This window comes from Candidatus Uhrbacteria bacterium CG10_big_fil_rev_8_21_14_0_10_50_16 (assembly GCA_002774875.1).
GTDB lineage: Bacteria > Patescibacteriota > Patescibacteriia > UBA9934 > UBA11717 > UBA11717.
Window position 1 is genome coordinate 91095 of record PCYM01000006.1, and the last position, 17430, is coordinate 108524.

The 17430-nt window shown below is 47.6% G+C and carries 19 protein-coding genes and 1 tRNA gene; 9 read left to right on the plus strand and 11 right to left on the minus strand.

Features of this window, described 5'->3' with window-relative positions:
* Positions 1-352 precede the first annotated feature (352 nt).
* Together COV06_03475 and COV06_03480 are read right to left on the minus strand one after the other, a co-directional pair.
* Positions 353-1690, minus strand: a complete 1338-nt coding sequence (locus COV06_03475; protein PIR47485.1) for a hypothetical protein — start codon at positions 1688-1690, stop codon at positions 353-355.
* Entirely contained in the window at positions 1672-2484 is an 813-nt protein-coding gene (locus COV06_03480) for a hypothetical protein (protein ID PIR47486.1), read from the minus strand. Before COV06_03480 ends, COV06_03475 begins: the two co-directional genes overlap by 19 nt.
* A gap of 98 nt (positions 2485-2582) precedes the next feature.
* Between COV06_03480 and COV06_03485 the strand changes: the two genes are divergently transcribed.
* The 3 genes from COV06_03485 (at position 2583) to COV06_03495 (ending at position 4507) form a co-directional block, all read left to right on the plus strand.
* Positions 2583-2659 (plus strand) — tRNA-Ala (locus tag COV06_03485).
* Between the two features lie 266 nt (positions 2660-2925).
* Positions 2926-3375, plus strand: a complete 450-nt coding sequence (locus COV06_03490; protein ID PIR47487.1) for a thioredoxin-dependent thiol peroxidase — start codon at positions 2926-2928, stop codon at positions 3373-3375.
* Positions 3376-3394: 19 nt separating this feature from the next.
* Complete coding sequence (locus COV06_03495; GenBank protein PIR47488.1) at positions 3395-4507, plus strand: hypothetical protein; 1113 nt, start codon at positions 3395-3397, stop codon at positions 4505-4507.
* 327 nt (positions 4508-4834) lie between these two features.
* On the opposite strand, the gene COV06_03500 is transcribed toward COV06_03495, so the two are convergent.
* The 7 genes from COV06_03500 to COV06_03530 all read right to left on the minus strand — a co-directional run bounded on the left by COV06_03500 (position 4835) and on the right by COV06_03530 (position 10965).
* Positions 4835-5530, minus strand: coding sequence for a hypothetical protein (locus tag COV06_03500; protein PIR47489.1), 696 nt, complete (start codon positions 5528-5530; stop codon positions 4835-4837).
* Position 5531: 1 nt separating this feature from the next.
* Positions 5532-6506, minus strand: coding sequence for a D-glycerate dehydrogenase (locus tag COV06_03505; protein ID PIR47490.1), 975 nt, complete (start codon positions 6504-6506; stop codon positions 5532-5534).
* Between the two features lie 100 nt (positions 6507-6606).
* On the minus strand, positions 6607-7482 hold the full coding sequence (locus COV06_03510; protein PIR47491.1) for a hypothetical protein: 876 nt from the start codon (positions 7480-7482) through the stop codon (positions 6607-6609).
* A 53-nt stretch (positions 7483-7535) separates the two neighbouring features.
* Positions 7536-8519 (minus strand): hypothetical protein, encoded by a 984-nt coding sequence (locus COV06_03515; protein ID PIR47492.1) that lies wholly within the window; start codon positions 8517-8519, stop codon positions 7536-7538.
* Positions 8516-9442, minus strand: coding sequence for a fructose-bisphosphate aldolase (locus COV06_03520; GenBank protein ID PIR47493.1), 927 nt, complete (start codon positions 9440-9442; stop codon positions 8516-8518). The genes COV06_03515 and COV06_03520 overlap by 4 nt, the downstream gene beginning before the upstream one ends.
* A gap of 8 nt (positions 9443-9450) precedes the next feature.
* Positions 9451-10425 (minus strand): hypothetical protein, encoded by a 975-nt coding sequence (locus tag COV06_03525; GenBank protein PIR47494.1) that lies wholly within the window; start codon positions 10423-10425, stop codon positions 9451-9453.
* A gap of 57 nt (positions 10426-10482) precedes the next feature.
* Positions 10483-10965, minus strand: a complete 483-nt coding sequence (locus tag COV06_03530; GenBank protein ID PIR47495.1) for a hypothetical protein — start codon at positions 10963-10965, stop codon at positions 10483-10485.
* 112 nt (positions 10966-11077) lie between these two features.
* Here COV06_03530 and COV06_03535 point away from each other — a divergent pair, with 112 nt between their 5' ends.
* From COV06_03535 to COV06_03560, 6 genes are read left to right on the plus strand one after another with little or no spacing between them, the layout of a single operon-like run.
* The gene (locus tag COV06_03535; protein PIR47496.1) at positions 11078-12376 is read left to right on the plus strand and encodes a type II secretion system protein GspE; all 1299 of its coding nucleotides are present in this window, start codon (positions 11078-11080) and stop codon (positions 12374-12376) included.
* A 1-nt stretch (position 12377) separates the two neighbouring features.
* Positions 12378-13496 (plus strand): hypothetical protein, encoded by a 1119-nt coding sequence (locus tag COV06_03540; protein PIR47497.1) that lies wholly within the window; start codon positions 12378-12380, stop codon positions 13494-13496.
* 1 nt (position 13497) lies between these two features.
* Positions 13498-13989, plus strand: coding sequence for a hypothetical protein (locus COV06_03545; GenBank protein ID PIR47498.1), 492 nt, complete (start codon positions 13498-13500; stop codon positions 13987-13989).
* Positions 13973-14845, plus strand: coding sequence for a hypothetical protein (locus COV06_03550; protein PIR47499.1), 873 nt, complete (start codon positions 13973-13975; stop codon positions 14843-14845). Before COV06_03545 ends, COV06_03550 begins: the two co-directional genes overlap by 17 nt.
* A gap of 1 nt (position 14846) precedes the next feature.
* Positions 14847-15398: a hypothetical protein gene (locus COV06_03555; GenBank protein PIR47500.1), complete on the plus strand. Its 552-nt coding sequence runs from the start codon at positions 14847-14849 to the stop codon at positions 15396-15398.
* A complete protein-coding gene (locus COV06_03560; protein PIR47501.1) occupies positions 15395-15784 on the plus strand; it encodes a hypothetical protein in 390 nt (129 codons plus the stop codon). Before COV06_03555 ends, COV06_03560 begins: the two co-directional genes overlap by 4 nt.
* 185 nt (positions 15785-15969) lie before the next feature.
* On the opposite strand, the gene COV06_03565 is transcribed toward COV06_03560, so the two are convergent.
* Both COV06_03565 and COV06_03570 read right to left on the minus strand, forming a co-directional pair.
* The gene (locus COV06_03565) at positions 15970-16356 is read right to left on the minus strand and encodes a hypothetical protein (protein ID PIR47502.1); all 387 of its coding nucleotides are present in this window, start codon (positions 16354-16356) and stop codon (positions 15970-15972) included.
* Positions 16357-16441: 85 nt separating this feature from the next.
* A complete protein-coding gene (locus COV06_03570) occupies positions 16442-17428 on the minus strand; it encodes a transketolase (GenBank protein ID PIR47503.1) in 987 nt (328 codons plus the stop codon).
* Between the last annotated feature and the right edge of the window lie 2 nt (positions 17429-17430).

Here is a 17430-nt window from a genome sequence, read left to right on the forward strand (position 1 = left end):
AGCAGCCTTCTTCGCAGCAGGCTTTCGCTTAGGAGCAGCTTTCTTTACAACTTTCTTTGCAGCTGGTTTTCGCTTAGCGACCTTTCGCTTAGGAGCAGCTTTCTTAACAGATTTTTTTACTGGCATGGTGTTCACCTCCTTTCATGTGTTGCACGATGTGCAAGCTCGCGTGTGCATCTTAACGATGATCGACTCGCGGTGTTACGTGTTGCGTAACGACTCCTACATTATAGCGTGCACAGTAGGCAATACAACACGTTACGTCGCAAAGATGTGGATAACAACAAAACGATAATTTATTTTGCGCACGTTTATTTACGCTGAACGCTTGTTGCGAAGTCTGTTAAAGAAATTATTCTTGAACAATGACAGGTGTTCCAACTTCGGCCCAGTTATAAACCCAGGCAACGCCGTCGTAAGGCGCGTTCACACAACCGTGCGACATAGGGTGCCCCCAGTTGTTGTGCCAGTATGCGTAGTGAATATAAAAGTGTCGCGAAAACTCTAAATTAAATTCTACGTTCGGAAGATTATAGAGAAGGTTCCCCGCGCGATCAAATGATCGATAGTCGTGCCATCGCAATTTCCGCATCACAGCAAACTCACCGAGCGGAGTTTTAAATGGCCACTTTCCTGCAGAAATAAGGAATGAATTACGTAAAACGCCCTGTTCATAAGCATAAAGTCGCTGTTCACTTATATCAACCATGATATGTTTGTCCAAACGTTCTGCGAGCACGGGAGATGTTGTAACTGAGAGAAGCGTGTCGGGACCTGTAGAGGCAATAAGAACGCGATCGGTTAATTGTGCATTAAAGGCAAAATGATCAAATACAGGTTGACCGTCTGAGCGAATCATCCGCACATGGGGACCGCCGTGACCGTTAGGCGCAACACCGAAGAGTTCGTCGCTTACCGGGAACAACGTAACGCCGTAGGGATAGTTTGCGTAGAGACGAATTGGTTCACTGAGCGCAACACTGTTGTCTTGATCGAACGTGGCAATGCGAGCCTCGGGTACTCCATACCCATAACGTGCAATCACGAGTTCGTCGCGGCCGTCGGAAGTTTGATCGATGCGTGTAACAGACATACCGGATCGATCAGACGCATCGAAGGCAAAAAAATCTGTGACAAGTGTTCCTTTATGTGTGAACAAACGAATGTGCGGGCCGCCTGTTAATCCCGCAGCCGTCACAATTTCTCGTGTCCCGTCACCGTCGATATCTGCCGTAGCGACGTTTACACCGCCTGTAAACAATTCATCGTAAGCAAAAAATTGATTTTGTAACTCACCGTACCCACTAAAGACACGTACGTGTGGACCTGCTCCGATCATGGTTCCTGTAACAACCTCCGCGATACCGTCACCAGTGATATCACCCGCGGTTACTGTTACCCCGCTGGTCATCGTGTCCGCATAGGGAGCAAATGTACGGATCAGCGATCCGTCCAAACGTAAAATAGCCACGGTCGGCACCTGATTGCGTCCAGAAGAAACAATGAGCTCATCAATTCCGTCACCCCCTAGATCTGCCCGTACTAGCATGCCAACTTCCTCAAACGGAATCTCGAGTGTTAGCGGAGACTGTACACCTTCTGCGATATTTGCAACCGAAAATGAATCTGCGAATGCAACGGAAGGGAAGAGAAAAAAGAGAAGGAAGGCGATTACAAGTGGAGTGCGCATAGATCTCGTGAGTCGTTTTGAAGGTTTTGAGTATCTTCCTTACGAAGACCATATTTACTAAATTGGGAGGCCTCTAGCTCGCAAAGTTGATTTGCTAGGACAATCCCATCTCGTGTAAGCTTGCTCACCACATGCATGGGAATGCGGGAGAACACGGTCAGTGGGTAGAGGTGTTTTTGTTCGATAAACTTTGCAAGACCATCATCAACCGGATAGTTCCACGCCATGACCTTCATGCCAACACATTCACTGTAAATACGTGCGGTTTCTGTCAGTTCTGTGTTGGTAAAGAGCGCGCCGACGACAGACGGGTCGCGTGCAGACAAATCGAGATGTCGGGCATGCACGTAGAGGGCGACTTTAATATCGACCCTCCCTCCGGCCGTGTTGCGATACTTAGCCTCGATTGCTCGTATCTCTCCTTCACGTTTGGCGTACACATCAATCTCATGTTGGACACATTTCCCTTGTACGAATTTGCCTGTCTCGGTTTGCCACCCGTAGGCGGAAAGGATACGGGCAATATACTGTTCAAATGGAAATCCGGATGGCCCCAGTTGAAACATTGCATGTTTGAGATTAAAACGTGCAGCGCCAACAGGGTCAATGGATTCCAATAGATGCAAAACACGCGTGTGGATTTGCTGTGTGGAAGTTCCGGGACGCACCATACGTGGGATGGTCGTTAGAACTTCTTGTTTTGCCGCGGGGGAAACGAGCGCACGCGTAAGTGCCCGCTCGAGTTTCCGACGATCAAACGGCTGCATTGTTCCATCGGACTTTCGAATGTGCATAGGCCCTCAGTATACCAAGCTCGTGAGATTACGTTGTGTACTTCTGTGCATACTTGACCATAAAAAGGCGCCATGTTATAGTCTTCTCGGTTTTACATGGGCCTTTAGCTCAGCTGGCTAGAGCACCTGCTTTGCAAGCAGGGGGTCGAGGGTTCGAATCCCTCAAGGTCCACCAAGAATCACTCACGTAAGTGAGTGTTTTTTGTTGGATTCGAACCAGAGGGGGCCACGGGGGAACTGGGTGTTCCCCCGTGGCGGAAACATTAAAACCGCAGGGTTTTAAAGAGCTAAGCGACGTGAGATTCCCTCAAGGTCCGCCAAGAATCACTCACGTAAGTGCGTGTTTTTTGTTGAGAAGAAGTGTTTATAAAATTGACGGTTATTGTCTAAGAGAAATGGGAGGACAGGATGTGATAAGATGGATTCAAGAACATTATTATTATGAAAGCTAAAGATTTTTCTCTCGTCGATCAAAACGGTGTTGTTCGAACATTAAATGACTACAAAGGTCAGTATGTTCTCTTGTATTTTTATCCGAAAGATATGACGCCTGGTTGTACCATCGAGGCCGTGTGTTTTAGGGATTCGCTTAACGATTTTAAAGCGGTGGGTATTCAAGTGCTTGGCGTGAGTGCAGATACGGTAGCGTCTCATAAAAAATTTGCGGACGCACATAAACTCAATTTCCCTCTTTTGTCCGATGTGGACCGAACGGTCATTCGATCGTATGGGGCAGAAGGGGAGAAGTCGATGTTTGGAAAGAAATACATGGGAATACTGCGAGATTCATTCCTCATTGATCCAAAAGGCGTGATTGCAAAGCATTACGAGAAGGTAAACCCGGCCAAACACGCGCAGGAGGTACTGGATGACATGCGTCAACAGAAATAACCATAAAGACAGAATCGATATGTCAGAACATTCGGGACGTCAGATTACAGAAGCAGAAATTGGTCATGGAATAGAGGCGATCAAGGATCAAGAATTGATTAGTCGCTACCAACCAACCTATTTGGGTATGGGTGGGGAACAAGTCGTTTTTGGTATTGAGGGGCATCCGAATTCGGTGATAAAAGTGCATAAACATACCTTCGGACAGGTATTGAACTACAATCGAACAGAAGGAATTTTAGATCATGTTTTATCACCGGAAGCACGCAGTTATCTCGAATTGCGACTCGCAAGGGATAGGGAATCACAATGGTTGCTCGCGAAGCATTTTTCTGAGCACACACTTCCTGAGCGTCAGTACGTTCAACAACTCCCCGTAACACGTCAATTGCAAACCGCGATACAGGATCGCTGGTCCACATTTGATCCATTGCCGGACGGTGTACACCAGCTTTGGACAACGATCCGCGTGCAAAAACGTCTTCCTGTTGAAGCGACAAAGGAAGGAGGAGCGATATCTCTTGCAACGCCCTATCTGGAAGAGAGCATATTCGATGATGGACTAGAAGAGTACAGGGAAAATATTTCTATACTCTTGGACGGAGCTTCATTGGATGACACGGGACTGTTGGATGAATGTCTCCCCCATACAATACTTGATGCTATGGATGGAGATCCTGCATTGCGAGACATATTGCGTGATTTTACTGAACGCGCAATTCAGTACACAGAGGACAGTGGGGAATTGTTAGATATTGCGGGCGATTGGAACGTTGTCGTTTTTAAAAAAGAAAACGAGAAGGGCGAGATGGTTTGGGATTACTTGTTGCCGGATGTAAAATATCCAGCACGCGAATCGGTCTCACGCGGGAGAATGGGCATTGAGACGCTTTTAGATGGAGGTGCCTCGGATCCTGAGCAAGAAAACACCATACTCAACACTGTTGCCTATACGCGATTTGTAAATGCACTCGCGATAGCAACTGGCTCGGACCGTCGTCTTAAAATTGCTGATCGGCCTATCGCTCCAAAGAGCAATGAGTTGCTGCGTGTCCTAAAGCGGGAGCTTGCGCGTTGGCATGAACCTGTCGATTCCGGAGAAAAAGAGGCGACATCGGTGGATGCTTCGTAAAAAATGATGGCTATTTATGGATTATGAGATGTTTCAAATATGCGACGATCGTCGTATATTTGATACGTCTGAATTTGTTTCATCTTTCTGAATTGACTGTATTAGCGGGGTGTTGGCGAATAATTTGCGATCTTAAATCATTCAAAACACCGACGATCGTCGCTTGTTTGAAAAACGATGAATTTGAGACAAGCGGAGGTATGGCAAATAGAATGATAGGTCAACGATGACTATGAACATAAACAAAATACCATCCGTTTGTGGATGGTATTTGTGCGAGGACCGCGAAACTCGATATTTCAAACCAGATTACTTGCGCTTTGGATATTATTGGAGCTCTGTGGCGCAGGTGACGGACGCTTCTTCCTGTTTCGTGCGAATGGTGTCGGGGAGCGTGTGTTGTTCCCACTGCCCATAAGGATCTTCCAAATTCAGTTCTAAGAGTGGACTCACAGCTTCTCGCTCACCTTCTGGAGTCTGTATCTTTGTTCCAAGCGAGAGAAGCGGATCGTAGCAAGGGCCGGGTGAGTAACTAGATTGATTTCGTTGTACGATCAATGATCCGTTATGAAGACCAAGGACATGAAACGCATAGACGTCTATTGGCGTTGTAATTGTTACCGTCTTCTTATATAAACGTTCCCATACGCGCGTTGCCGAATCGTATTGATAGATCCCGAGAAATAATTCTGTATCGGAGACGCGTTCCGATGTCGCAAAATAGTACTGTGTAGGCTGGTCAGGATTCTGCACAATGCCGAACTCAATCTTTTCTTGTCCGTCGTCCTTTCCTTGTGATTCATTAATGGCTTTCTCAGCAAAAGCTGTTTGATCCCACTCCGATGGAGTGAGATATGTATATGTGGACACCTCACGCTTCTTTTCTAATACGTCTTCAATTGTTTGTACCGTAGGAAGTGTGGGCTCTTTTGGATGACGTAGAACGAGAACTAACGTCACGATGACGAGAAGAAGAACTGCGCTGATAATGACCCAGGTTTTGTTTACAGATCTTTGTGCCATATTAATCGATTTGGTTCGCGGGTTGTTTTCCGCTTAGAACGGCAATAATATTTTCTGCAGCACGCCTGGACATAGCCTGACGTGTCGCAACTGTTGCACTGGCTGTATGAGGTGTCGTAATGACGTTTTTAAGTTTTTTTAGCGTTGGATGAATGCGTGGCTCAAACTCATACACGTCGATCGCAGCACCTCCAATAGATTTTTGCTTAAGCGCCTGCACGAGTGCAGCTTCATCGATCACGGGGCCACGCGACGTATTAATAAGGAACGCCGTTTTCTTCATGAGGCCAAGCTCTTTTTTCCCAATGAGATGATGCGTCGATTCAAGGAGGGGAACATGCAGAGAGATAACATCGGCCGTATTGAGAAGTTGTGTGAGGCTTAGATACGTTGCTCCGTATTTCTTCTCTGCTTCTGTATTGTGTGCCACGTCGGCGTAGACGATTTTCATGTTAAACCCGTCGTGCATTCTGTGTGCTAGCTGCATACCAATGTTTCCCATACCTACAATTCCCAATGTTTTTCCAGAGATATCGGTTCCCAAGAGCAGCTGAGGCCCCCAGCCTTTATACAAACCTGCGCGTGCATAGTCGTCTGTTTCTACCACGCGGTGAGCGAGGGCAAACATAAGGGCAATCACATGCTCGGCGACGGATTCATTGATTTCTGGCCCAGGCGTATTGGTAATGATGACGTTATGCTTCTTTGCCGCTTCTAAATCTATGTTGTTAAAACCAACCGCGTAGTTTGCAACGACTTGTAGTTGATCTCCCGCTGCTTTAAAGACTGCTTCATCAATCTTATCCGTTAAAATCGACAAGACGGCATCGTAGCGTTTTGCTTTAAGGTGTTTGAGTAATTCCTTGCGAGGAATGGCTTGATCTTTTGAATAAACGTCTACCTCGTAGCGCTTCTTTTTAAGAAGTTTGAGACCTTCGTCTGGGATGGGCCGAGTAACAAAAATACGTTTTGGCATAGGTGGCGGTCGAATCGGTCGAATCGTCTTTACTCGATCAATTCAGAAAAGAATAAGAAATAAAACAGCACACCCATTCTACCATGAGTGTGCTATCTGTTTACTGAATAAAATCTGAGAGGCAGTATTCTGGTGTTTCTACGAGCGTACGGTTACCTTCTTCATTTTGTTGATAAATATTGACACGCATACAGTTATTTGATGTCCAGCGCATGGCGTAATTACCAATTCCTCCAAACTCATAGTACATATCTGCAAACGATCGGTCACGCCCAAGGGTTTTTACGTCCCATGTTGTTGCGGTGAGAAGATCGATAAACTGCAGATGCGGTTCTTCTGATTGATCGGCTGTGTCAAAGATCAATGCGCCGTAATGTTGGTCTGGTGCAAGTAAGATCGCAGACGCAGAAAAGGGGAGAAGTGATTGCACGGAAGATGCAATAAGCTCTGTTCCGTCCTCGGTATTGAATTCATAGAGCGTCCATCCTGGATTGTCACCTTCAACAATCCTGTTGAGGAAAATGCGTCCATCCCACTTTGTTCGCGGTTGAGCGACTATCTCAAAGTGGCTATTTCCCTTCGGGATCGTGAGAATAACTGTGTCTTCTCCCGTGATTTGATCTACCTCATGAATGTCGGTAGACCCTGTGAACGGTTCATCTTGTTGCGTGTAATAGAAAGGGATTGGCCCAGGTCGATCCATTTCCTTTGCGAGTGAGGTCTGAAGATCGCTGTTTTGTTGCTGTAGCGTAAGCGTCGAGGTTTGTAACGCGGCATTTTGCTTTGCAAGCTTTGCTCCCGTGTCCCAGGATAGGTATGCCATGACGGCCGCACCGACCAACAAAAGGCTCGTGAGTGCAATGGCGATAATAAACCCTGTATGCTTGTGCATCGGTCCACGACCTGGCATGGGAGGAGTAATCACCTCTTTGGGTGGGGGAATCTGTGTCGTGGCGGTTTGCTGTACGTCTGGCATAGGATCATGTTATTCCTGCTTAATTGTAGAGAAAGAAACGGTGAGCGAATCATTTAGAGAGTATACGGCTCAACGCGGATTTGACCAAGTCGACGCGATCCTGGCATACGATCGAGGATGCCGTTTTTTGCGCCGACTTTTTGAATGACGCTTTCCGCATTGATGGTGGCAAGTCGTATTGCCATGATCGGATCTTGGAAGACGATCATTCCTGCCGTGAATGCAGAGCCGAACGCATCACCGGCACCCGTGGTGTTTGTTGGAGCAATGTTGCCTGGAAAGGCGAAGAACGTTTCTCCTCCGTTGGATGCATACGCACCATGATTCCCATCTGTAATAACGACTGCTCCACCAACATGCTCGTTGAGTCGTTTGATGATCGTGCGTAAATCCGATGGTGCGAGCCGTGTGAGTTGTGCGGCTTCCTCGCGATTCAGCGAGAGGATATCTGTTCGTCTGAGAAGAGGCGCGAGTTTATTGAGACCTTGCTTGAGACTCGCCGAACCTGGGTTCCATGTGACGTGGATGTCGTTTGTGGCAGCATGCGCAAAAATCTTTTTGAGCAATCCAAGGTCTCCGTTGAGACTACTAAGATACAGCCACTTGCAGGTCATCCTCTCCCAAGGAAGCTCTTTTGCCTGTACGCTTGCCGATGCTCCCCGATAAACAAGTGCCGTGCGTCGTCCATCGTTGGTCGTAAGGAGTGTCGAGTAGCCTGTCTGTTCTTTGTCGGTTGAGATTAAAAGATTTGTATGGACCCCGTGCGTACGAAGATCATTGATAATGTCACGTCCTGTATCGTCTGCTCCGATTTTAGCGATGCAAGATGTCTTAAGCCCTAAATGCGCGAATGTTGCGGCGGCATTGGTAGCTCCTCCACCGGAGGAAAAGTAGGGAGCCTCGACCTCCAGTTTTCCCCCCAAGACAAAACAGGCCTCGGGAATTGTGTTGGTTCCGCGTTCTTCGACAATAAAATCCTTGCTCTGTACGTAGACATCGCGGACAGCAGCACCAATGGTAATTACGTCGAAGTTCATGTACACGTGTTAGAAGTTCCAAAAAGTCGAATTTTACGCATCACCTCTTTTTTAATCGCCTCTCGACCGGCACCGAGGTACTTGCGTGGGTCCATATTATCGGGGTGAAGCGTCATGTACTTATCTACGGCACCCGTAAACGCGAGGCGAAGGTCTGAGTCTATGTTGACCTTTCCAATGCCGCCGGCAATAAGCTTTCGAATTTGTGAGGGGGCAATTCCTTTTGCTGTTGGAAGGTGAGCACCGTACGTTTGAACGACGTTGACCAAATTTGCTGGGATTCCGCTTGCGCCGTGAAGGACGAGGGGAATTGACGTTTGTGCACGGATAAGTGCGAGTCGCTTGTAGTCGAGTTTTGATCCACCGAGAAACTTGGTCACTCCATGTGCGGTGCCAATGGAGATAGCGAGTGAGTCACACCCGGTCTCTTTAACGAACTGTTTTACCAGGGCAGGATCCGTCATGAACGCGTCACGAGCGTGCACGTCCAAATCATCTTCCTTCCCCGGAATAGGTCCCAACTCTGCCTCGACCCAGATTTTTTTTGCATGCGCCAGTGCCACGATCTCTTTTGTAATAGCGACGTTTTCTTTGTAAGGATGAGACGAACCATCGATCATCACACTTGTGTACCAGCTGCTTGCAATAGCCTCTTTAACAAGACGGACATTGGTGCCGTGATCAAGATGAAAGACAACAGGAACATCGACATCGTTTGCTATTGTATGAACCATTGAGCCGAGTAAATCCATTCCTGCGTATTCAATAGCGCCCTGCGACGTCTGAATAATCACAGGAGCATTTTCTTCTACGGCTGCCTCGACGATTCCTTGAAGCGCCTCCAAATTGTTGATGTTAAAGGCACCAATGGCATAGTGATTCTTGGTTGCTTGTTTAAGGATGACGTTTGGGGAGACGAGCATAAAAGTCGTTAGGATTTTAGCGTTTCAATGGAATAGGCGTGTGTTGTGAGCTGCTCCTGAATCTGCTGACGCGTGAGTAATCCCTTTTGTGGACCGACAAATTGAATGACCTGTGCTGCATTGATGGAACCCCAGGTAAGTGCTGTGGAAAGGTCCAAATCGGAAATAAATGCTGCCAGAATGCCTGTAGCCATGGCATCTCCTGCACCGGTCGCCTCTACACATGTACCTGTAAACACGGGTGCGTGATAGATAACCGCATTTTCCGTCCCAAATGCTCCGTTCTCACCATCTGTAAGGATAACAACGCGTGGTCCCATTGCCTGTAATCCGCGCAGAAGAGCTGAGATATTGTTAGAATCTACATGAAGTAATAACATTGCCTCCTCCTTATTAACAATCAACAGATCGCAGACGCGGATAAGGTCAAAGAGGCTTGCGTCTAATTCTTCTAACTGGATTGCGCCAGGGTTGATGCTGAGCTTGAGGTTCTTTTCTTGTTTGAGGCGAACGAGATCCTTAAAAAGGGAACGGTAATTGGGCCCCATTTCTGTCACGAATATCCACTGAGTCTCAACTGTGCTTGGAATGGTGTAGGTATGAGGATGATGGACGGCGAGAATTGTGCTCTCGCCCTGAAAATTGAGCACAGCGGAGAAACTACTTTGTTCTCCTTCTGCGACCATAATGTAATCCGTAGAGATACCTTCTTTTTTTAACGTATCGAGGGCAAGTGTTGCGGTTGTGTCATTGCCAACCACGCTTAAAATGCTCGTTGAGAGTCCAAGCCGACGTGCACCTATCGCTACGTTGGGAGCCGATCCTGCCATCATGGAGACAGCAGAATCCACCGGAATTTTTTGTCCGTACTTGATACGCATTTCGCATGTGCGCGTGTCTTTTTCGCACAACAATTTTGCGTCGTCTCCAAGATCAATAAAGACGTCTAATTTAATATCCCCAATGGTCAATAGGTCGTACATGTATCTTCATTATACCAGGTAAAACAAAACAGGCAGTGTCTGCCTGTTTGTAACCACTTAGTGTGTGAGGGAAATCGTTGCGGCTGCTTCTGGATCGCAGCTACCAACTTCTATTGTTCCGTTTGCATTCCTTGCGAGATAATAATCTGTGTTTGCGGCGGTTCCGGTGCTAGGGTCCATTGGAACGCTACCAAGGTATCCATCTGTTACAAGAGCGGTGAGGTCCACACACGCTGCTTGCGTGGTCTGCGCGGTACAGGTTGTGTTACAACCTGTTGCGTCTGTTCCGATGACGTAGAAGAGATCATCGGTCAACGCAGTGATTGTGGCCGTGTAGGCGCCACCGTTGTCTACTTGGTTTAACGTTGCGGCACCTGCAATACTGGAGACGTCGTTCCAACGCGTTGAATCACGGGATTCCTTAAATCGCTTTACAGGGTCTAATGCGATAAAGACGGCTGCGGCTAAAATAGCGATAATAGCCACAACGATCAGCAGCTCGACCAGGGTAAAACCAGACTTATGTGTTGTTTTTTGCATACGAATAATTATGAACTATGGTCCTAGTATACGTGGTGATCGCTACAAATACCACTGGGCCTGTGGACGAAGTCAGGATTCTAGGTGAAGAAATTTGGGGTATACTGTGTGTATGGAACTAAAAATGGACAATCAACAACCGGAGAAGATGCCGCCGCTCGCACCCGTTGGGCTCGTCCCAACAAAGGAGGATATCGAGAAACTTATTTTACTCGCCGCGCATGACACTGCGCACGATACGGCAGTAAAGGTTTTTACGGCTGTTACACAGTATGCCTATAGGGCTCGTGCTTCTGATATTCATTTTGAGCCAGAAGAAAAACTCGCCATTATCCGTATTCGCATTGACGGTATCTTGCATGATCTTTTTCAATTACCCCCGGTATTACATAAACAAATTGTCGCGGTGTTGAAGTTGATGACGCACATGCGAACGGACGAACATCGTGCGCCTCAAGATGGGCGTTATTCATTTTTGACCTCTGATGGAGAGGTAGATGTGCGTGCATCGGTTATTGCAGTGACAAATGGAGAGAAGATCGTACTTCGACTGCTTTCCAGTACATCTCATTCGCTTGGGCTGGAGGAGCTTGGTTTCTCAGAACAGGATTTATTGCGTGTCCAACGTGCGATTCGACGTCCTTGGGGAATGATTTTATCTACCGGTCCAACTGGAAGCGGAAAAACCACCTCTATTTACGCGATTTTGGAGATTTTGAATACGCGTGAGGTGAACATTGCAACCATCGAGGATCCGGTTGAGTACGACATTGAGGGGGTTAACCAGAGTCAGGTGGATCCAGCTGCCAAACTCACGTTCGCGGCAGGACTACGCTCCATTGTGCGACAGGACCCAGATATTATTATGGTGGGTGAGATTCGTGACGAGGAGACAGCAAGCATTGCGGTGAATGCGGCGCTCACGGGTCATAAACTGCTTTCAACGATTCATACCAACAACTCAGCTTCTACCATCCTGCGCTTGCTTGATATGAATGTGGAGCCATTCTTAATTTCTTCGACGCTGATCTGTGCTATTGCGCAGCGCTTGGTTCGACGCGTCTGCGATGATTGTCATAAAGTAAAAGAGCTTTCTCGAGAAGAAGTCGTGAAGATTTTAGGAGAATCGCTTGCAGGCGAACTCATAAACGGCAAGACAACGGTGGCGGTCGCAGAAGTCGTTGGATGCGCGACGTGTAATGATACGGGGTACAAGGGGCGTATCGGAATTTACGAGGTGTTGGAAAATACAAAGACGATTCAAAAACTCATCATCGATCATACGGATGCGGACACGATTGAACAGGCAGCCATAAAAGAGGGGATGACGACCATTGCACAAGACGGTGTCAGAAAAATTCGATTACAGCTTACGACGCTAGAGGAGTTGGTGCGTGTGATGAGTGAATAATATGCGATCGTCCAAAACAAAACTCACAGACAACGTGGGAAAGATTAAAAAACCGCAGCCGCTCTGGTTGCAGCATTTTACGGTACGTTTGTCGCATGTGGATCGATTAATGTTTACAAAATATTTGGCTGTTTTATTGCGTTCTGGGATTCCAATAGGGGACGCGCTGGAAATTATTGGTGGTCAAACAAAAGCGGGTCCGTTAAAGACGGTGTTGGATGCGATTGAACAATCGATTCAAGATGGCAACACGCTTTCCTCGGGGTTTGCAAAGTTTCCATGGATCTTTGACTCGGTGTACGTCAACCTCATTGCTGCCGGCGAGGCCTCCGGAACATTGCAACAGAACCTTGATCACCTTACGGAACAAAAACAAAAAGAGCATGAGTTGGTACAGAAAGTACGAGGGGCGCTTATGTACCCGATCGTTATATTGATTGGGGGGTTTATTTTGTCGATTGGTATTGTCGTCTTTATTTTGCCAAACGTGGTGGATGTTTTTAAAACGTTGAACGTGCAGTTGCCGTGGACAACACGTGTGTTGTTGGGACTGGCATCGTTTATTAACGAACATGGCTTTTTGACACTCGCCATGTCTGTTGGGTTTGTTGCGGTAATTCTTGGGATTCGCAAGATTCGTGCTCTGCAGCCTTTTTTTCATAAAGCGTTAATGTATATCCCTGTGTTTGGTTCCATCGTGCGCTACGTAAACCTCACACGCATGACGCGATTACTTGGAACAATGCTGCAAAGTGGATCAACGATGGGGGACGCACTTCCGATTGCGACAACTGTGCTCAAGAATGCTTATTACCGTGGCCTCATGGTTAAGTTGGAAGGGGAGTTAAAACGTGGGCGCGTGATGGCGAGTGAAATGGCAAAATATCCTCGCGCGTTTCCGCCGATGATGACGCGTATGACTCGTGTGGGAGAGGAATCTGGATTATTGGGAGAGATGATGGGGTATTTGGCAGATTTTTACGAGCAGGAAGTGGACGACATGATGCGTAACCTCTCAAACCTTCTTGAACCAATCCTACTTGTGATTATTGGTGTCATGGTGGCTGTTTTGGCATTGTCTGTGATCTCGCCGATTTATCAGGTGGTCGGTGCCTTTTAATATGCATATGCGAGGATTCACCCTGCTTGAAATGATTATCTCTATTGGCGTGTTTGTGTTGATTATCGGAACATCATTCATGGCGATGACCTCCATCGCGCGGTCATTAAAGGAACGTCAGGGAGTGGAGCTTTTGTTTGATGCAATAAGTCAGGCACAGACACATGCGCAAACGGCAACGGACGGAAGTGCGTGGGGTGTGTATCTAGATTACGATAATACGACGCACGTTCTAACAGACGCAATGGTGTTTGCAGGGGAGACATTTGTCGGGCGAAATACGGTTCAAGATCGTGCGGTCACCATGCCAGAAGGGGTCGAGATCCTTGAGGCAATGTTGTCTGGTTTGGGAGTCTCGACAGGGTATGATCATGAAATTATTTTTGATGTTTTGCGAGGAAGTACTGCAAACTATGGATCCATGATTATTCAGGCTGGTGGTGTTGAGACAAAGCTTATTATTAGTCCAAGTGGCTATGTGGTTCGAGAATAAAAAGCGGCCTCGCGGAACAATAGTGGTAGAAGTACTGATCGCAATTGGACTGACAGCCGTGCTGGTTGTGTCTGCTGTGTCGTTAACAGTACGTGTACGACGTATGATTGAGCAGACAAGTGTAGAGGCTCGTGGGGCGATGTTGGCGCAAGAGGGACTGGCGGCGCTACAAGGTGTCTCTTTTGATGATCTGAACTCAGGAACAACGGGTGCACTTGAATGGTCCAACCCTTCGTGGAACGTTGTACCTGGCACAACGGAGGTAATTGATGATTTTACTCGTATTGTTAGTGTTGAACCTGTTTATCGAGATGGTAGCTGCTTGGTTGTAACGAGTGGCGGAACAGTGGATCCGGATAGCTTGTTACTCAAAAGCAAGACATCTTGGACGACGCTTAGCGGTGCCGATCGTTCCGTTACCTCTACGTCGCATCGAACACGCTGGAATAATCCACAAGGATCCTGTTTTCTGCCGGCACAGGCGGGGAATATCTCGATCGACCTAACGATTGCTGGATGGCAAGGAGAAAAGCAACTACGTGACGTTTATATAGAGAATACAGGGACACAATCGGTAACGATTGATAAAATTCGGTTCGAATGGAATTCTTCTGCAACGATCAATCAGGTATTCTTGGAGTTGGATAAGGTCTGGTCCTCTGGGGGGCCGGGAACGCCACTGGGTGTTCAAAATTCTATCGCGGAATTGGATATTGTAGATGTGAATATTGATCCGGGCAATCGCGACCAAATGCACAAGGTGCAGTTCTCGCAAGAGATGGAAAACGTGACACTAACCATTACGTTGATTTTTACTGATGGTACCGAGTTGAGCTCAGGACCGTTTACGCCGTAATATGAATAAACGCGGATTCACGTTGATGGAACTTATCATTTATATTGGCATCCTCTCATTGTTGCTGGGAAGTTTTGTTGGGATTGTTGTGCGATTGTCGCGTGCGCAGGGACAAGTAGGGTCGGTTGTGTACTCCACGCGTACACGTTCTACGATTGATTGGTCCCTACGACATGAATTGACAGAGGCGCAATTAATCCGCGTGTCAGCATCCACACTTAGCGTTGATCCAAGCCGTTTAATTTACCTAGATGCAGATGGTAACCAGGTTACCCTGGAGGTGGTAAACGACACGGTGCTTTTTAATGGGGTTTCTGTAACGGTGGAGCGACTGCGTCTTACACGTGGGGCGGCAGATCCTGAGTGGGTGACCGATCGCACGATCACCGTTTCTTCCTGGGTTGTGGATCCGGTGCGGGATTCGGCGGGGGTGCTTACGGACGTGCGTATCCGTGGTATTTTGGACGCGGCCGTTGTGGTGAATGCCTACACCGCTCCAGCGCAATTGTTCGAAGCGACGTACCATTTGTTGCCTTCAACATCAGAACTATGATCTCAAAAAAACCAGATGGGTTTGTTGCACTTCTTGTGGTGATTGTTGTTGGTCTTGTGCTGTTGTTTGTAACAGTGTCGCTTGCGGTGATATCGATTCGCAGAAGTGCGCTGCAGGTGAATGAGCAAAATGGTCGCCTTGCGAGAGGGGCAGTAGAGAGCTGCCTAGACGAGGTGCTTATTTGGCTGGCAATTGATACAAACTATGACCCAGGATCCATCGTCACTGGAGCAGGGACATGCTCTGTTATTGTAACATCCCCAACAGGAAGCACACGTGCATTCCAAATGACAAGTAGTGTTGGTGATGAAACGTATGGGTTTTTAGCAACGATTAATGTGTCCGTTTCGCCAGTATCTGTTGCCTCTGTGCATGAGCAACTATAGGGATCAGATCGCTGATTTAATAATTGCTGTGTGTATCTTATTTTTCACATGTGCGATGATCGCCGTATTCTTGAAATAGGAATATGTCTTAGACGTTGGTTGAACCTAGGAATCACCAAAACAAAACACCGACGATCGTCGGTGTTTTGTTTGGAAGTAATAGGCTCAAATGATATACGAATCTATTACAAACGAAACCAGTCTTTTGGTTTTTTTGGAAGTCCATGCATAAGAAGCAGGGCAAGGGGAGCGGCCCAGTTTGCGGTTCGCTCGATGAAATCCCAAACGGGTTCGCCGGCGATTGGACGAATGAGCGCTGTTACCAATCCCCAGAATGCCGCCCAGACAAGTACAATCTTTACCGGCTTGAGTAACGCAAATGCCGCGATGAGAAGATCTAGACATCCGATGAGAATTAAGAGCGTCGCGGCAGAATCATACTGAATGCCGACGGCGGAGAAGTACTCAAACCACCCCGCTTTCTGCTGTAAGGCAAAGACGCCGTGTCCCAAAAAGGTTCCAAAAACGCCAACACGTAAGACCCACTCGGACGAAAGAAATGTTTTCTTCATAAAAAAGTTTAGTGATAGAGAGAGTATAACAAAAAATCCACACCCACGTATGCTGAGTTGTGCATAACGATTGTGCAGATTTCTATTATTTGTCGTTAAGCACGGACAAAACCTGTTTTACAATCTCCGTCTGGTCTAAATGAAATTCTTTGATGAGCTGCTCTGGGTCCCCAGAGGTTCCGAATTGATCCTGCATTCCAACGAATCGCATAGGTGTTGGTTGATAGCGTGCGAGACATTCGGCTACAGCGCCTCCAAGCCCACCTGTAATCTGCGCCTCCTCAACCGTGACGACCGCGCCACAAGTTTTTGCCACGGCAGCAATTGTTTTGTGGTCGAGCGGTTTGATCGTGTGACAGTTGACGACTGTTGCATGAATCTGCTTCTCCTCCAGCTGCTTCGCCGCGAGGAGAGCCTGATGCACAAGCGCACCCGTAGCAATAATAGCGACGTCCGAACCTTCTCTAAAAATTTCTGCGCGCCCAATTTGAAACGGGGTCTTAGTGGTTGTAAATGAGGGTGTTGCAGAACGTCCAAATCGAATATAAACGGGTCCTTTGATAGCAATACTTGCCTCGACGGCACGCTTTGCCTCTAAATAATCGCAGGGAGAGATAACAGTGAGGTTAGGAAGCACACGCATGAGTGCAATGTCCTCTAGCATCTGATGCGTGGCGCCATCGGGACCGACCGAGACACCGGCATGAGCCCCCATAATTTTAATTGGCTGATTTTGAATCGCGGCGCAAAGTCGAATTTGCTCCCAGTTGCGACCAGGAGAAAAGGCCGCGTAACTGGAAATAAACGGAATTTTTCCCTCGAGCGCCAGCCCACCCGCAATAGCTGCCATGGCTTGCTCGGCAATTCCCATTTGAATGAATCGTTCCGGAAACGCTTCCTTAAATTGGAGGCTGCGCGTTGATTCGGTAAGGTCGCAACACAACACAACCACGTTCTCGTTCTTCTTGCCCGCCTCGACCACGCCATCACCGTACCCAAAACGTGTGGGGATGCGTTTGACGTCCTTGCGATACGTAGCGGGGGAGAGAGCGGGTTTTCGAGAAGCGGCCATAG